The following is a 14354-nucleotide window of genomic DNA, read 5'->3' on the forward strand; positions in this document are numbered from 1 at the left end:
CCGTGGCAAACATTCTGATGGTTGTTTCAGCAGCAGACTCACTGACCATGAAGGACGGCAGCGAGCACCCCACCGGGTTCTGGGCCGAGGAGCTGGTGGTGGCCCACCAGACCCTGCTCGACGCCGGACACACCGTCCACCTGGCAGCCCCCGGCGGCCGGAAGCCCACCGTGGACCAGGTCAGCCTGGCCGCAGAATCCGCCGGTGGCGAGGATCGGGCCAAAGGCTTCCGGGACTACCTCGCGTCCATCGACACTGAGCTCTCCCACCCGCTGGTGCTGGCCGACGTCGACATCAATTCCTACGACGCTGTGGTGATGCCCGGCGGGCACGGCCCCATGGCCGACCTCTACAAGGACGCGGACCTTGGCCGCCTGCTGGTGGCCGCCAACAAGGACGGCAAGATCATTGCGCCGTTCTGCCATGGTCCCGCCGGGCTGCTGGCGGCAACGGACGACGACGGCGGGTTTGCTTTCGCAGGACGCCGCCTCACCGTGTTCAGCAACGAGGAAGAGCTGGGCGGCGGCACCGGCGAGAACACGCCGTGGCTGGTGGAAGATGCCCTGAAGGAGAAGGGCGCAGTTGTGGAGAACGCCGCCGCCTGGACCTCCAATGTGGTCAGAGACGGCAACCTCATCACCGGCCAGAACCCGCAGTCCAGTGAGGACGTGGCCAAGGAAGTCATCAAGGCGCTGGGCTGAGTAGCGCCGCTTTCAGGCAATAGCAGAGGGGACCAGTTCGCAATGAACTGGTCCCCTCCTTGCGGCGCACGTCGTTGTGCACCGGCCCTCAAGCACCCGCCGGAATCAGACGGCGCAGCCCCCGTTCCTGATGCTTGGATCGATGGCGGCGATTTGCTGCTGGACGCTGCCGAGCTGTGCCTGCAGGTCGGACACGGTCAGCCTCTGGGCTTCAACCAGGCTCTTGGCCGGCTTCTTCTGGGCCTGCAGGTCCCGAAGCTTCTCCTGTGCCGCCGTGAGCTGCGTGTCAAGGCCCTGCAGCTGGCTTTGCAGCCCTGCGAGGTGCGCTTCCGCTGCACTTACCTCGCCATTAAGCCTGTCGAGCTCCGCCACCAGGGGCGCCACCCGGTTCTGCAGGGACAGGATCTCAGCTTCCTTGGCGGTGATCTGGGAGTTGAGACCGGTCAGCTTATCCACCAGGCTGTCCGCCAGTTGGTTCAGCCGTGCAATTTCCCCCGACAAGTCAGACACTGCCTGGTTGGCCACGTCCAGGCTCTTCTGAAGCTCCGGGAGTTGGCCTAGCAGGGCGGCAATTTCGCCCTGCTTTTCCTCAACCGCAGTGTTCGCCGCACTACGGGCGGCGTCCGCCTGCAGCAGTTCCCACTTCTTCCCATCAACGACGGCCTGCTGCTCCATAATGGCCAGCTGCGCTTGCTGGAAATCCGACTCCAGGCCCGGCAGTGCGGCTGTTAATTCATCAAGCACCTTCTGCTGGTCCACCACAGCGTCGGCAGCCGCCACGGCCGCATCCTGAAGCGCGGGAAGTTCGTCCTCGAGGCTATCCAGTTCAAACTGTTTGTTTGCCACGGCTGCGTTGGCCTGGTCCACGGCCCCTTGAAGCACTGGCACCTGGGACTCCAGCGCTTCGATGTCTCCCTGTTTGGCAGTAACCGCCGCATTTGCGGCATCCAAGGCCGCCTGCAGTCCTGCTGCCTGCGTTTGTAGGGAACTGCTTTCCTGCTGCTTTGCCAGCAGTTGGGTGTTCAGGGCCGCCACCTGCTTGTTCAGGGTGTCCAGGTCACCCTCCAAGGCAGAAATCAGAGCGTTCTTGTCGGCGATCTCGGTGAGAACACCCTCGAGCTCGGCTTGCTTGGCCAGACGGGCAGCCTCCAGTTGGCGTTTGGCGGTCGAGTTGCTGTTGACAGGGAATTTGGCTATTTCCAGGTTGAGTCTGGCGATCTCTGCTTCCAGCGCTGTCTTCTCAGCCTGCAGCGCAGGCAGCTCGGCCTGCGCTGCGGCAAGCTCGGCCTGCTTCGTGGCGGCCTGGCTCTCCAACGTGGATATTTGACCCTGGAGCTCTGCAATCCCGGCGGTGAGGGCGGCGATGCTGGCCGTGTTGTCATCAAGGGCCTTAGCTGCCCCTGCAGCCTCCCCTTCCAGCTTCTGCAGGTCCGCCTGGGCGGCGGTGAGGGCGGCGTTCTTGTCGGCAAGCGCCTCCGCGGCGTTTTCCGCCGTGGCCTGAAGGCCTTCCAGCTCCTGCCGGCCAATGTCCATCTGGGCTTGTTTGGCAGAGATTGCACCGGCGGCATCGGCGGCCTTGGCCTGAAGATCCAAGAGTGTTTGCTGTGCGTCGGCCACCTTGTCCTTTTGGGCCTGCAGCGCCCCTTCCGCTATGGTGCCAGCTGCTTCCAGCGTCTTGAGTTCCTCTTCGGCCTTGGCTGCTTCCAGCTCAGCCGCCGTTACGGCTGACGATGCCGACTCTGCCTCGGCCGCAAGGACGATCAATTCGTCCTGCGCGTTCCGGATCTCGGTTTCCTTGGCGGCCACTGCGCCGGCTGCGTCAGCCGCTGCTTGTTGCAGCGATTCAAGCTCATCCCGGGCGACGGTCATGGCCTGCGTGTTGGCCTCCTGTTCAGCGACCAGTGCAGTGACACTGTCCCTCAGATCAACGGCTATGGCCTGGGCGGCAGCCAATTCCTCCTCCAGTGGCGCGAGTTCGCCCTCCACCCTCAACTGCTCATCCTGAAGATCCGCGAGCCGTGCCTCCGCCCCGGCGATCTCCGCCTCTATGGCGGCCTGGTCCGCTGCCACGCGCGCGGCCTCATCGGTGGCAGCCTGCAGGTCGGATTCGTATTGCTTCTCTTCCTTTTCGATGTCCGCTATAGCCTGGACTGCTGCGGCTATGTCCAGGGTGAGCGCGGCCTCCTGGGCCTGGAGGCTGTCCCTCTCCGCCTGCAGCCCGGCAATCACGTCCGCGTTCTTCTTCGCCGCCGCCTTCAGCAGGTTCTCCTGGACCGTCCCCCGGTGCGCAAACTGGTTCACTACACCGCTGCAGATCCCGGTGGAGGTGCTGGTTCCGGCGGAGGCCGGCTGGACCAGCACCAGGCTGGTGGCCAGCAGTCCGGGCAGGACAACCGCGGCTGCAAGACGGCGGGTACGGACGGACGTGGATGATGAAGTGCGCATGTGTGCTCCTGTGAGACCCTCAGACGGCCGCATGGCCGCTTGCTGCTCTAACGGTAGGGTCCCCGCCCCGAGGAGAACACGCGTAATCGCACACCTGTCTTTGGTCCTTAAGTACTCGTTTTCTCAACTTGCCTTCGACGGCACTACTTGGTTTTGGCCCCAGCCTGACTGCTTGGGAGCAAAGGCCGACGACGGCACTTGCCGCGCCGCCGTCGTCGGCACTTCCAGGAACCGCGGCTAAGCTAGCGGCATGGCCACCAAAACCACAGCAGAGAAGCTTGCCACCCTCCAGAAGGGCTACACGCTGGAAGGCGCCACCATAGAGCTTGGGGCCGCCATCATCGACGGCGAACTCCACAAGGACGCGCCGGTGCGGCTGCCGCTGTCCATGATGAACCGCCACGGCCTGGTGGCCGGGGCCACAGGCACCGGCAAGACGGTCACACTGCACATGATGGCGGAACAGCTGTCCACGGCAGGCGTCCCCGTCTTCCTTGCCGACATCAAAGGCGACCTTTCCGGCCTGGCCACCGCCGCCGTCGGCAGCGAAAAGCTCGCCGCACGTACCGAGGGCATCGGGCAGCCGTGGCAGGGCAGGACGTTCCCGGTGGAGTTCCTGGCGCTGGGCGGCGACGGCAACGGCGTCCCGGTCCGGGCAACAGTGTCTTCGTTCGGGCCCATCCTGCTCTCGCGGATCATGGAACTGAACGACACCCAGGAATCGAGCCTGCAACTGGTCTTCTACTTCGCTGACAAGAATGGCCTGGAACTGATTGACCTGAAGGACCTCCGGGCGGTGATCCAGTTCCTGACCTCGGCCGAGGGCAAGGACCAGCTGGAGGAGCTCGGCGGCCTGTCCAAGGCGACCGCCGGTGTGATCCTGCGGGAGCTCGTAAGCCTTGAGGCTCAGGGTCTGGAGAAGTTCTTCGGTGAGCCCGAGTTCGATACCGCGGAACTGCTGCGGACCGCCCCGGACGGCCGCGGCGTGATCACCTGCCTGGAGCTGCCTACCCTGCAGACCAAGCCCATGCTCTTTTCCACGTTCCTGATGTGGCTGCTGGCCGACCTCTTCGAGGACCTGCCCGAGGCCGGCGACCTGGACAAGCCGAAGCTCGTGTTCTTCCTGGACGAGGCTCACCTACTGTTCAACGACGCATCCAAAGCCTTCCTGGAAGCCATCACCACCACCGTCCGGCTGATCCGGTCCAAGGGCGTGGGCATCTTCTTCGTCACCCAGACACCCAAGGACGTCCCGGCGGATGTGCTGGGCCAGCTGGCCAACCGGGTGCAGCACGCCCTCCGGGCGTTCACTCCGGAGGACGCGAAGGCCCTCAAAGCCACCGTTTCAACGTTCCCGGTGAGCGACTACGACCTCGAAGAGACGCTCACCTCCGCCGGCATTGGCGAGGCCGTCGTCACAGTCATGAACGAGAAGGGTGCCCCAACGCCGGTGGCCCTTACCCGGCTCCGCGCCCCCGAGTCTGTCATGGGGCCCAGCGACGAGGCCCTGGTCCGCAGCACCGTTGCGGCTTCGGCGCTGCTGCCAAAGTATGGGACGGCGGTGGACAACCCCTCCGCCTTCGAGAAGCTGTCCGGGAAGGCTGCCGCCCCCACCGGGCCGGCCGCCGAGTCCTCAACACCTGTTCCGGGCGGCTCTACCGGCCGTACTGAGGGAGCGGACGTCGACGTCGACGCCGAAGCGCGGCGGATCGAAGAGGAGATCCTGGGCCGCCCGAGCAGCAGGCCGTCGGCCTCCGGGGGCAGTCCCCGGCGCACCCACGCGGAAGAACGTTCCGCTCCAGGTGCAGGTGACTCGATGATGGGCGAGCTTGGCGGCGTACTGGGCGGGGCGCTCGGCGGCGGTCTCAAGAGCATGGCCAGGTCCATCGGCACCCAGCTGGGCCGGGAGCTGCTGCGCGGAGTATTCGGCACCTCGTCCCGCCGGCGCCGCCGGTGACCGGCGTCGCATCCTGTTGACTCAACTGCAGCCGCCAGGCACATGGCAGGTAACGTATTGAAAGTGCAGATGAGTCAAGCGTTGGTGAGGATCGCGGCCGGATGGCTGCTGGGCCTCATGCTTGCCGTCGCCGGGGCCGTGGTTGCGGTGAACCTGGTCAACAACACGGTGGCCAGCCCGCAGCAGCCCGTGCGTGAGTATCTGGATGCGCTGCAGAGTGGCGACGGCGGGAAGGCACTGGGGCTCCTGCGTGCCACTGTCCCGCCCAGCAACGCCGCCATGCTGGACGGCACCGCTTTGCAGACCGCGGCCTCCCGGTTCGCAAATGTGGAAATCGGCGAAGCTGTGGAGCGGCCCAACAACCAGGTCATGGTTCCGATGGAGTACACCATCGACGGCAGCCGGCTCCGCACTGAGTTCCTGCTGGAGAAGACCGGGACCGAGTGGATTTTCTTCAACACCTGGGCTTTTGTTCCGTCCCGGCTGCCCACGGTGGACATCACGGTGGTCAACGCCAGCGAAGCGACCATCAACGGCGTGCCGGTCAACATGCCGAACGGCCGCAATTCCTTCGCCGTTTTCTACCCTGGAGAGTACGAGGCCACAGTCAACGGCCAGTACTTCTCGGCAGCGCCCACCCGCGCCACCGTCACGGCCCGGGACGTTCCCGTTGCCCCGCTGAACCTCCTCACCCAGGCCACGGACAACCTGAAGAAGGATGTGGCAGCCAAGGTCAAGGAATTCCTGGACGGCTGCGCAGCCGTGGCGGTCAAGGAACAGCGGCTCCAGCCCGACTGCCCGTTCTACTACGCCAGCAACAACCGGGTCCAGGACGGCAGCATCAAGTGGTCCGTGACGGAATACCCCAACGTGTCCATTGAGCCCTTTGACGGACGCTGGGTGGTGGCTCCCCTGGACGGCAAAGCCAAGGTGCAAGCCCTCCAGCAGAACCTGTTCACGGGAGCCTGGTACCCGCTGGACGAGGAAGTGGACTTCAGTTTCACCACCCGGCTGGACGTCTCCGGCGACACCGTCAAGGTCACGCCGGTACTGAGCTTCTAGCGCCCGCTCCCCCCGCACTGACCCGGTTTGCGTCACGCAGGGCGCGCTTTGGGGCGCACCGTCCGTGACGCGTCAGTCACGGGCGGCAGCCTTTCCAGCAGAATTACGACGCCGGCGCGTCAGTCCATCCCGCGCAGGTCCAGTACCAGCTCCGTATCGCCGTCGCCCTGCAGCACCACCGGGATGCCCCAGTCCTGCTGGTACAGGTGGCAGGCCGCGTGGTCCGGAATCTCGCCGTCCTCGGTCTCGGGCCCGTCACAGGCAGCAGCGCGGGCAGTGATGTGGAGGACGCCCTCGGCCACACCGGGTGACAGCTCCAGCGTCCGCTGCAGCCCAACGGACGTTCCACCACCGGCCGCCAGCAGTTCCGGCGGGGTGGAAGAGATCTTGAGCTGCGTGGGGTCGCCCCAGCGGTCGTCCAGCTTCTGCCCGGTGGGGGCTGTGAAGCGGACAGTCAGCTCGAGGGGGCCGGGGGCGACCGGGCTCTTGGGCCGGTGGGTCTGGACCGCTCCCTCGTCCACCTGCTGGGCTTCCTTGGGGATGGGAACGAACACCACCTGGTGCTTGTTGGCCTCCACCACCACCAGCAGCGGCTCGGAACCGGCCGAGTGCGTGTGGTCCACAATCACGTCGGAGGGCTCCAGGAGGCCTCGCGCGAGGGTTGACACCGTGCCGGAGGCAGGATCGTAGCGGCGGACGGCACCGTTGTAGGTGTCCGCGATCGCCACGGATCCGTCCGGCAGGACCGTAACCCCGAGAGGGTGCTGCAGCCGGGCTTCCGCAGCCGGGCCGTCGCGGAAGCCGAAGTCGAACAGTCCCTTGCCGATGGCGGACTCCACGGCGACCCCGCCGTCGTCGTCAATCACCAGCTTGCGGAGGGCTGACGTCTCGGAGTCGGCAACCCAGATGTTCCCGTCCGCGTCCTCGGCCAAGCCGGATGGCTGGGCGAACCAGGCCTCGTGCGGGGCACCGTCCAGCAGGCCCTCCAGTCCGTTGCCGGCCACGATGGCCACAGAGCCGGTGAGAGGATCGAAGCTGAAGATCTGGTGCGTCCCGGCCATGGCGATCACCACGGCGTTGAGCTTGCGCGACCAGACAACGTCCCACGGCGAGCTCAGGGCAACATCAAGCGGGTGCCCGACGAGCTGGCCTGAGAAGCCCGCAGCGTCCTCGTCCACGCGCGCGGGCCCCGCCTCCAGCAGCCGCTGGACACCGCTGCCTGCCAGGGTGGATGCCTTGCCGTCCGCGAGGGACAGCCCGCGGAGCCGGTGGTTGACGGAGTCGGCAATAACGACGTCGTAACCGGCCTTGGCTGCCACATCTTCCGGCAGCAGCACCAGGCCTTGGGGCTCGTTGAACTGGGCCACGGCAGTGTCCCCGGCGGCCGGTCCGTCGGCGTGGCCACGGGTGCCGGAGCCGAAGGTGCCCAGGACGGTGTGGAAGTCGGTGCCCAGCTCCACCAGTCGGTGGTGGCCGGTATCGGTGACCAGCCACGAGCCCTTGCTTGCTGCGGAACCGGCGGCCGCGGCACCCGCCGCAGTACCGCCGTCGGACATTCCCTCTGAAGCCGAACCGCGGCCCGGCGGAAGGAAAAGCGCCTTGCCGGGGAAGCGCAGGGTGCCGGACGTCGGCTCCGGCGCCACGTACGGGCCGGAACCGCGGTGCAGCGTCCCCTTGGCCTCATGTTGTGCGATGAGCTCTGGAATCAGCACGGCCAGGCCGTCCGCGTGGCCTTCGCCGGAGAGGTGGGCCACGATGTAGCCCTCGGGGTCGATGACCACCAGGGTGGGCCAGGCGCGGGCGGTGTAGGCCTTCCAGGTCTCCAGCTCGGGGTCGTCGAGGACGGGATGGTGGATCTCGTAGCGTTCCACGGCGGCAGCCAGAGCCACCGGATCGGCCTCGTGCTCGAACTTGGGCGAGTGGACGCCCACCGTCACCAGGACGTCCGAATACTGTTCCTCAAGCGGCCGCAGTTCGTCCAGGACGTGCAGGCAGTTGATGCAGCAGAAGGTCCAGAAGTCCAGGAGCACGATCTTGCCGCGCAGCGCTTCAAGGTCCAGTGATTTGCCGCCGGTGTTCAACCAGTTACGGCCCACCAGTTCGGAGGCTCGGACCCGGTGGTGGGTACGTACGGTTTCGCTCATCAGCGTCCTTCCAGCTTGTTTCGTTCAGCCAGCCTGGCGTCGCGTTCGGCCAATTTGGCAAACATATCGTTGTAAGCGGTGAGATCGGCGTCGTTATTCCTGTCCGCCGCGCGGTCCACCCGTTTGGTCTCCCGCTGGTCCGAGCGGGACCACATGATGGCGACGCCGATCGCCACCAGGAGCGTGGGCACCTCGCCGATCCCCCAGGCCACAGCACCCCCGGTCTGCTGGTCCATGAGTGCGGACTGGCCCCAGTCCCTGCCCAAGTTACCGAAGTAGTCCGCGGCCAGGAGGTTGGTCCCGCCCATGATGGCCACCCCGAAGAAGGCGTGGAAGCCCATGGTGGCCAGGAGCAGGAGGAGCCGCATGGGGTACGGGGCGCGGCGCGGCAGGGGGTCGGTGCCGATCATGCTCAGAATGAAGATGTAGCCGGTCAGCAGGAAGTGCACGATCATGAGTTCGTGCCCCACGTGCTCGCGCATCGCGAAGCCGAACAGGTCCGAGTAGTAGAACAGGACGATCGATCCGGCGAAGTTGGCAGCCGCAAAGAGCGGGTGCGTGACCAACTGGGAGAATTTCGAGTGGATGAACACCAGCAGCCACTCCCTGGGGCCGCGCGATCCGTCTCCCCGCGAAGGGAGTGCACGCAGGGCAAGCGTCACCGGCGCGCCCAGCACCAGGAAGATGGGAGCCACCATGGTCAGCGCCATGTGGTCCACCATGTGCGCCGAGAACAGCACGCGGCCGTAGACCGACGGCGGCCCGGAAGTGATATAGGTCAGCACCAGCAGGCCAACCACCCAGTTAACGGACCTGAACCACTGCCATTTGTCGCCGCGCTGATGGATTCTTGCCACGCCCAGGAAGTAGGACACCAGGCCGAAAAGTGCGGCGGCAATCCAAAGCCAGTCCGGGCGCCATTCGGTCAGCCACCGCTCGGGTGTCAGTTCGGGGGGCAGCTCATACCCGGTGAGGATGAAGGCGGGTGAAGCATCGGGGGCGTAGGTGCTGGGCTCAGGCGGGGCCGAGCGGCCCAGGGCGACGGCCACACCGGACGTTGCTCCCATCAGCAGGAATTCCGCCAGGACCAATTGCCAGAGGACCCTTCGCGAGGACATCGCGGAGCCCTTGCGGCCCAGTTGGGGAATAACCCACTGCCGGTGCATGAAGCCGATCCCGCCCAGCACCAGGGTGGCCGCGGACTTGGCCAGGATCAGCTGGCCGTACGGCGCCCCAAAGAGGTCCTCCCAGTTGGTGATCCGGATGCTGGCGTTGATGATGCCTGAAGCGAAGACCAGGACAAAGGCGAAGCCGGCGAGGGAGGAGAACCGGCGCAATGTGGGCTCTGTGATGTCAGAGGCGGCAGCGGCTTTGGGTCCGGTCAGGATGCCGGACAACAGGGCCAGCATGATGATGCCGCCAACCCAGGTGCTGACGCCCACCAGGTGCAGGCCCAGGGAGTTGATGGCACCTTCGTGGTCGGAGGAGCTTGAGGAGTGGCCAATGAGTGCGGTCGGGATGAGCCCGATAAACGCCAGGACCAGGGTGAGTGCCAGGCCAGCCAGGGACCGGACGCCGAACAAGGCTGTGGTCACCACTGCCGCGATGATGGTGACGGCGAGCCAAGCGCGTCCCGTGTCGATGTCCGTCATGAAGAAGACAAGTGCCTGGGTGAACTCCGCATCACCCGAGAGGCCTTGTCCCGCCACGTCCGAGTACGTGAGGACCAGGACAGCGATCGCGGACAGCGTCCACACGGCGCCTGCCGCGGCCGCTATCGTGAGGGCACGGCTGAAGGCAGGGTGCTCCGGAGCGTCGGCGCCGGCGGGCTCCCTGTCACGGTTCCGCGGCCCTGCATTCCTCGGGAGGATGCCGACCGCGAAGAGCAGGCCGCCAATGACAGTGGCCAGCGAGACGTTGTGGAGGGCCTTGCTGACCGGCAGGCCCCAGCGGACCAGGGCACCGGGATCGGACACTGCCCGGGCTCCCGCGGCGCCGGAGAAAACAAGCGCTGCCGCCAGGCCAATGAAGAGAGCAGCCAGTCCTGCCAGCTGCCATCCCGGGAGGATCCCTATGATGCTGCTGCCCGGCGCACCGTTGCCCCGTGCACCGTTACCCCGTGCTCCCTTGCCTTGCGCGGAGTCGGGGTGGGTGGAACGAGGTTTTGCGGCAGAAGACACCATTCCATTGTCCGCTACGCCTGCCCGGGCCGCGAATCGGGCTTAAAAGCAAAAGGAGCGGCAACCGCACGGTTGCCGCTCCTTTTCTCCGCCGGCTGACTGCCGGGGGCGGAAGACGTTTACTTCTTGTTGGAGACAGCAGCCTTCAGCTTGGAGCCTGCGGTCAGCTTGACGCTGTGGCCAGCTGCGATCTGGATGGTCTCACCCGTCTGCGGGTTGCGGCCGGTGCGTGCTGCACGGTCGGTGCGCTCCACGGCGAGCCAGCCGGGGATGGTGATCTTCTCGCCCGCGGCGACAGAAGTCTCGAAAACCTCGAACAGTGCATCGAGGACGGAGTTGACGGCTGCCTGGCTGGTGCCGGCCTTGCCCGCTACCTCTGCAACAAGTTCACTACGGTTCTTAGCCATTTATGTCCTCCTGGACGGTCATGATTCTGGAGCCTGAACGCGGCATGCGCACAAGCCACTGTTCGAAAACTTACCAGCTTGGGAGGTCCGGGTCCGCAAATTCCGCGTGTTTCCGCCACTTTTTGAGGTTAATCACCGGTATTTGAGCGTTTTCAGCTGCTGATTCAGCCACCAGCGGACGCTCTCGCAGTTGATGTCGGGTCTCCAGGGACGCTCTATCAGTTGAAGTCGGGTTCCCCGGGACGCTCTATCAGTTGAAGTCGGGTTCCCCGGGACGCTCTATCAGTTGAAGTCGGGTCTGCAGGCACGCTCTATCAGTTGAAGTCGGGTCTGCAGGGGCAGGTTCAAGGGGTCGTTGCAACACCTGAGTGATTGGGGTGTTGTTGTGGGTTTTGGTCGGCCTGAGCTGTTGCAGTCGGTGGTGCGGGTTTTCTGGGAGGCGCGGTCTTCTGGGGCATCTGATGAGGTGGCGGCGGCGGTGGCCGGTATGTCCCTGTCTGCGGCCAGGTTGATCGTCCGTCAGCATGGTGGGGTGGATCCTGCGAAGAAGCCCCCGTGCGGGCGGTTCCTGTCCTTCGATGAGCGCGAGTTGATCGCTGTGTGGCGGGCGGCCGGGTGCGGCGTGCGGGAGATCGGTCGGCGTTTGGGCCGGAACCCGTCCACTGTCAGCAGGGAGCTGGGCAGGAACATCCGGAACGGGGGCAACCGTCCGTACCTGGCGTCCTCGGCGCAGAACCGTGCGCAGAAGCTGGCGCGCAGGCCTAAGGCACGGAAGCTGGTTTTCAACGAGGCCCTGGCGCTTTACGTCGCCGGAATGCTGACGGCGCGGGAACGGTTGTCCCCGGAGCAGATCAGCGCCCGACTGCGGATTGATTTCCCCGATGATGAAAGCATGCGCATCAGCCCGGAGACTATCTATCAGTGCATCTACATCCAGGGCCGCGGCGGGCTGAGAGCCGAGCTCGCTGCTGCTCTGCGCACCGGCCGGGCCGTGCGGCAGCCAAACCGGCGCGCGGGCATGCGAAGGCCCCGGGTCCCGCAAGAGTTGCTGATCAGTGAACGCCCCGCGGAAGCCGATGACCGGGCAGTGCCCGGGCACTGGGAATCTCAATGTTTCTGTCAAGCCGCCTGAGCGGTGATGCGTGGCATTGGTTCCTGGTAGATGGTGTGGTCACGGAGCATCGCCCAGAGGACGTTGATGCGACGTCTGGCGAGGGCGATGAGGGCCTGTTTATGCGACTTTCCTTCTCCGCGCTTCCGGTCGTAATAGGTTCTTGAGGCCGCGCTGTTCTTCAAGCTGGAGAGGGCGGCGAGGTAACAGGTCCGCAGGAGCCTGCGGTTAAAGCGACGTGGTCGGTGCAGGTTCCCGCTGATTCGTCCGGAATCGCGCGGGACGGGAGCCAGCCCCGCGACGCTGGCGAGCCGGTCGACTGAGTCAAACGCGTCCAGGTTGCCGCCGATGTTCGCGAGAAAAGTAGCTGCGAGTACGGGGCCGAAGCCCGGCATGGTGAGCAAAACATCGGCGCTGTCGTGCTTCCCGAACAGGTCCGTGATCTGGGCATCGATGCCGGCGATCTCCGCATCGAGAGTGCTGATTTGCCCGGCCAGCCGGACGACCAGGGCAGAGCCTGTGGTCTGAGTTGGCAGTACGGTGTGCTGGGAGTTTGCGGCTATCAGTGCCTTCTCTGCCATCTTGGCACTATTGCGGCAGCCGCGTTTCCTCAGCCAACCGGTGAGCCGAGCTAGTCCGATCCGCCGGATGCCCTCGGGTGTCTGGTAGCCGCCCAGGAGGACCAGGGGCGCCTGTTTGGAGTAGTCGAACGCACGCTCGAGAGCCGGGAAATATTCCAGCAAGGTGGCGCGGAGCCTGTTGATCGCCCGGACACGGTCGCAGATCAGATCCGTACGGCGGGCGGTGAGGAGCCGCAGGTCAACGCTGATCTGGTCCGTGCGGCGGACTGGTTGGAGGTCCGTGCGCATCCGTGCCTGGTCAGCGATGATCCTGGCATCTTTCGCGTCGGTCTTGCCATCTCCGCGGTAGGTCTCCGCAGCGTGATGCACGATCCGTCCAGGTATATAGAGCAGTTGCTGGGCGTGCGCGGCCAACAACTCGATCAACAGGGCCGCTCCGCCGGAATTCAGATCCGTGGCCCAGCAGACTTCGCCCCCGGCCGCGATCTCCGCGATCGTGGCTATGAGTTCGAGCACTGCGTTTTCGTCGTTCTCGACCCGTTTCGAGAGCAGCACGGTCCCCGTCTGATCGATCACGACGCAATGATGTGCTCTTTTGCCTGAGTCGATTCCTACCCAGAATGCCGGCATGTTCAGTCTCCTTCGATCAGCTCCAATTTCGGTTGGCCCTGTCGATAACTACGCCGGCACGTCCTTACCCAACGATCAATGTCGTAATTCTCAATCAGCGGTCGAGTCATCGGCGGGCAGCGGGCGGCCATTCCCAGTGAGCCATCCAAGCGGCAGGGCGACCTAGGCCATACCCGCCACCCGAGGGTGATCGAAACACTACGACAGCTCCGAAATCACCCACAACAAAATCGTAAGGAGGGCGATCTGATCATCGGTACCCCTGGCGCCGGGGCGATCGGAACCCTCGTGGAACGCAGTAGCCGTTTCGTGATGCTCCTGCACCTGCCTAACGGACATACCGGCGAGCAGGTGCTGGCCGCCATCGAGGCAACCCTTCCGACCCTGCCGGCCCAGCTGCGCCGGTCCCTGACCTGGGACCAAGGCGCTGAGATGGTCGGCATTCACGAACGCGTCAGGATCGCCACCGGCGCCGAGGTCTACTTCTGCGATCCTCACTCACCCTGGCAACGCGGCACGAACGAGAACACCAACGGACTCCTGCGACAGTACTTCCCCAAAGGCATGGACCTCACCACCGTCACCCGCGCAGACCTCGACTACGCTGCCGCAGGACTCAACGGACGCCTACGCAAAACCCTCGGCTGGAAAACACCCGCACAAGCCCTCCAGCAAATACTGGAAGAATCAGCAGCATAGGACGTGTTGCAACGACCACTTGAATCGGGACTGTCCGATAAACGGTGTGTCGAGTCCGGCCGGTTTTCATTGTTGAGTGGTTCTTTCGAACCGGCCAGCGAAGGTAATAGCGAACGCGTTTAGCGCAGGCTTCCACCTCATCACCCAGCGTGCACGGCCACCGCCGGTTGGATCAAGAGATCTGGTGACCAGGTATAGGCATTTCAGGGCAGCGGTCTCGTTCGGAAAGTGCCCGCGGGCCCTCACCGCCCTTCGGTAGCGTGCGTTGATCGACTCGATCGCGTTCGTCGTGCAGATGACCCGTCGGATCTCCACGTCGTAGAGCCTGTCGCAGAATGGCGTGTCCCAGCCCGGATGGTGGCGGGGGCTTGGGAGAATCGGGTATGGCTCGGAGTTATCGTCCTGTGCGGCGTGATCAGGTGTTTCTGCTTCCGCCG

Annotated in this window: 8 protein-coding genes and 3 pseudogenes; 5 read left to right on the top strand and 6 right to left on the bottom strand. The window is 65.0% G+C overall.

The window, feature by feature from the left end; translation table 11 throughout:
* The first annotated feature begins 2 nt into the window (after positions 1 to 2).
* Positions 3 to 701: a type 1 glutamine amidotransferase domain-containing protein gene (locus tag ASPHE3_RS18505; RefSeq protein WP_013602727.1), complete on the top strand. Its 699-nt coding sequence runs from the start codon at positions 3 to 5 to the stop codon at positions 699 to 701.
* A gap of 105 nt (positions 702 to 806) precedes the next feature.
* Here the strand turns inward: ASPHE3_RS18505 and ASPHE3_RS18510 are convergent, their stop codons facing one another.
* Positions 807 to 3146 carry a coiled-coil domain-containing protein gene (locus ASPHE3_RS18510; RefSeq protein WP_013602728.1) on the bottom strand — a complete coding sequence of 780 codons (2340 nt, stop codon included), beginning with the start codon at positions 3144 to 3146 and terminating at the stop codon, positions 807 to 809.
* Positions 3147 to 3396: 250 nt separating this feature from the next.
* Between ASPHE3_RS18510 and ASPHE3_RS18515 the strand changes: the two genes are divergently transcribed.
* The gene (locus ASPHE3_RS18515) at positions 3397 to 5103 is read left to right on the top strand and encodes a helicase HerA-like domain-containing protein (RefSeq protein ID WP_013602729.1); all 1707 of its coding nucleotides are present in this window, start codon (positions 3397 to 3399) and stop codon (positions 5101 to 5103) included.
* Between the two features lie 69 nt (positions 5104 to 5172).
* On the top strand, positions 5173 to 6165 hold the full coding sequence (locus ASPHE3_RS18520) for a hypothetical protein (protein WP_174266605.1): 993 nt from the start codon (positions 5173 to 5175) through the stop codon (positions 6163 to 6165).
* 119 nt (positions 6166 to 6284) lie between these two features.
* Here ASPHE3_RS18520 and ASPHE3_RS18525 read toward each other — a convergent pair whose 3' ends face one another.
* From ASPHE3_RS18525 to ASPHE3_RS18535, 3 genes are all read right to left on the bottom strand, one after another.
* Positions 6285 to 8309 carry an NHL domain-containing thioredoxin family protein gene (locus ASPHE3_RS18525; RefSeq protein WP_013602731.1) on the bottom strand — a complete coding sequence of 675 codons (2025 nt, stop codon included), beginning with the start codon at positions 8307 to 8309 and terminating at the stop codon, positions 6285 to 6287.
* Entirely contained in the window at positions 8309 to 10492 is a 2184-nt protein-coding gene (locus ASPHE3_RS18530; RefSeq protein ID WP_013602732.1) for a cytochrome c oxidase assembly protein, read from the bottom strand. The genes ASPHE3_RS18525 and ASPHE3_RS18530 overlap by 1 nt, the downstream gene beginning before the upstream one ends.
* 116 nt (positions 10493 to 10608) lie before the next feature.
* On the bottom strand, positions 10609 to 10896 hold the full coding sequence (locus tag ASPHE3_RS18535; RefSeq protein WP_009358243.1) for an HU family DNA-binding protein: 288 nt from the start codon (positions 10894 to 10896) through the stop codon (positions 10609 to 10611).
* Between the two features lie 364 nt (positions 10897 to 11260).
* Between ASPHE3_RS18535 and ASPHE3_RS18540 the strand changes: the two are divergent.
* Positions 11261 to 12001: pseudogene (locus tag ASPHE3_RS18540) on the top strand (IS30 family transposase); the annotation flags it as partial.
* A 14-nt stretch (positions 12002 to 12015) separates the two neighbouring features.
* Here ASPHE3_RS18540 and ASPHE3_RS18545 read toward each other — a convergent pair.
* On the bottom strand, positions 12016 to 13218 hold the full coding sequence (locus tag ASPHE3_RS18545; protein WP_013599339.1) for an IS110 family RNA-guided transposase: 1203 nt from the start codon (positions 13216 to 13218) through the stop codon (positions 12016 to 12018).
* A 237-nt stretch (positions 13219 to 13455) separates the two neighbouring features.
* Here ASPHE3_RS18545 and ASPHE3_RS22120 point away from each other — a divergent pair.
* Positions 13456 to 13917: pseudogene (locus ASPHE3_RS22120) on the top strand (IS30 family transposase); the annotation flags it as partial.
* Positions 13918 to 13983: 66 nt separating this feature from the next.
* Here ASPHE3_RS22120 and ASPHE3_RS21625 read toward each other — a convergent pair.
* A pseudogene (locus ASPHE3_RS21625) lies at positions 13984 to 14256 on the bottom strand (transposase); the annotation flags it as partial.
* Positions 14257 to 14354 lie beyond the last annotated feature (98 nt).

It is taken from the genome of Pseudarthrobacter phenanthrenivorans Sphe3, from assembly GCF_000189535.1.
Classification (GTDB): Bacteria; Actinomycetota; Actinomycetes; order Actinomycetales; family Micrococcaceae; genus Arthrobacter; species Arthrobacter phenanthrenivorans.

Bases quoted from the DNA above. Each gene is read 5' to 3' on its own strand.
- ASPHE3_RS18520 (WP_174266605.1), top strand. From the start codon at position 5,173: ATGAGTCAAGCGTTGGTGAGGATCGCGGCCGGATGGCTGCTGGGCCTC.
- ASPHE3_RS18510 (WP_013602728.1), bottom strand. From the start codon at position 3,146: ATGCGCACTTCATCATCCACGTCCGTCCGTACCCGCCGTCTTGCAGCC.
- ASPHE3_RS18530 (WP_013602732.1), bottom strand. From the start codon at position 10,492: ATGGTGTCTTCTGCCGCAAAACCTCGTTCCACCCACCCCGACTCCGCG.
- ASPHE3_RS18515 (WP_013602729.1), top strand. From the start codon at position 3,397: ATGGCCACCAAAACCACAGCAGAGAAGCTTGCCACCCTCCAGAAGGGC.
- ASPHE3_RS18535 (WP_009358243.1), bottom strand. From the start codon at position 10,896: ATGGCTAAGAACCGTAGTGAACTTGTTGCAGAGGTAGCGGGCAAGGCC.
- ASPHE3_RS18545 (WP_013599339.1), bottom strand. From the start codon at position 13,218: ATGCCGGCATTCTGGGTAGGAATCGACTCAGGCAAAAGAGCACATCAT.
- ASPHE3_RS18525 (WP_013602731.1), bottom strand. From the start codon at position 8,309: ATGAGCGAAACCGTACGTACCCACCACCGGGTCCGAGCCTCCGAACTG.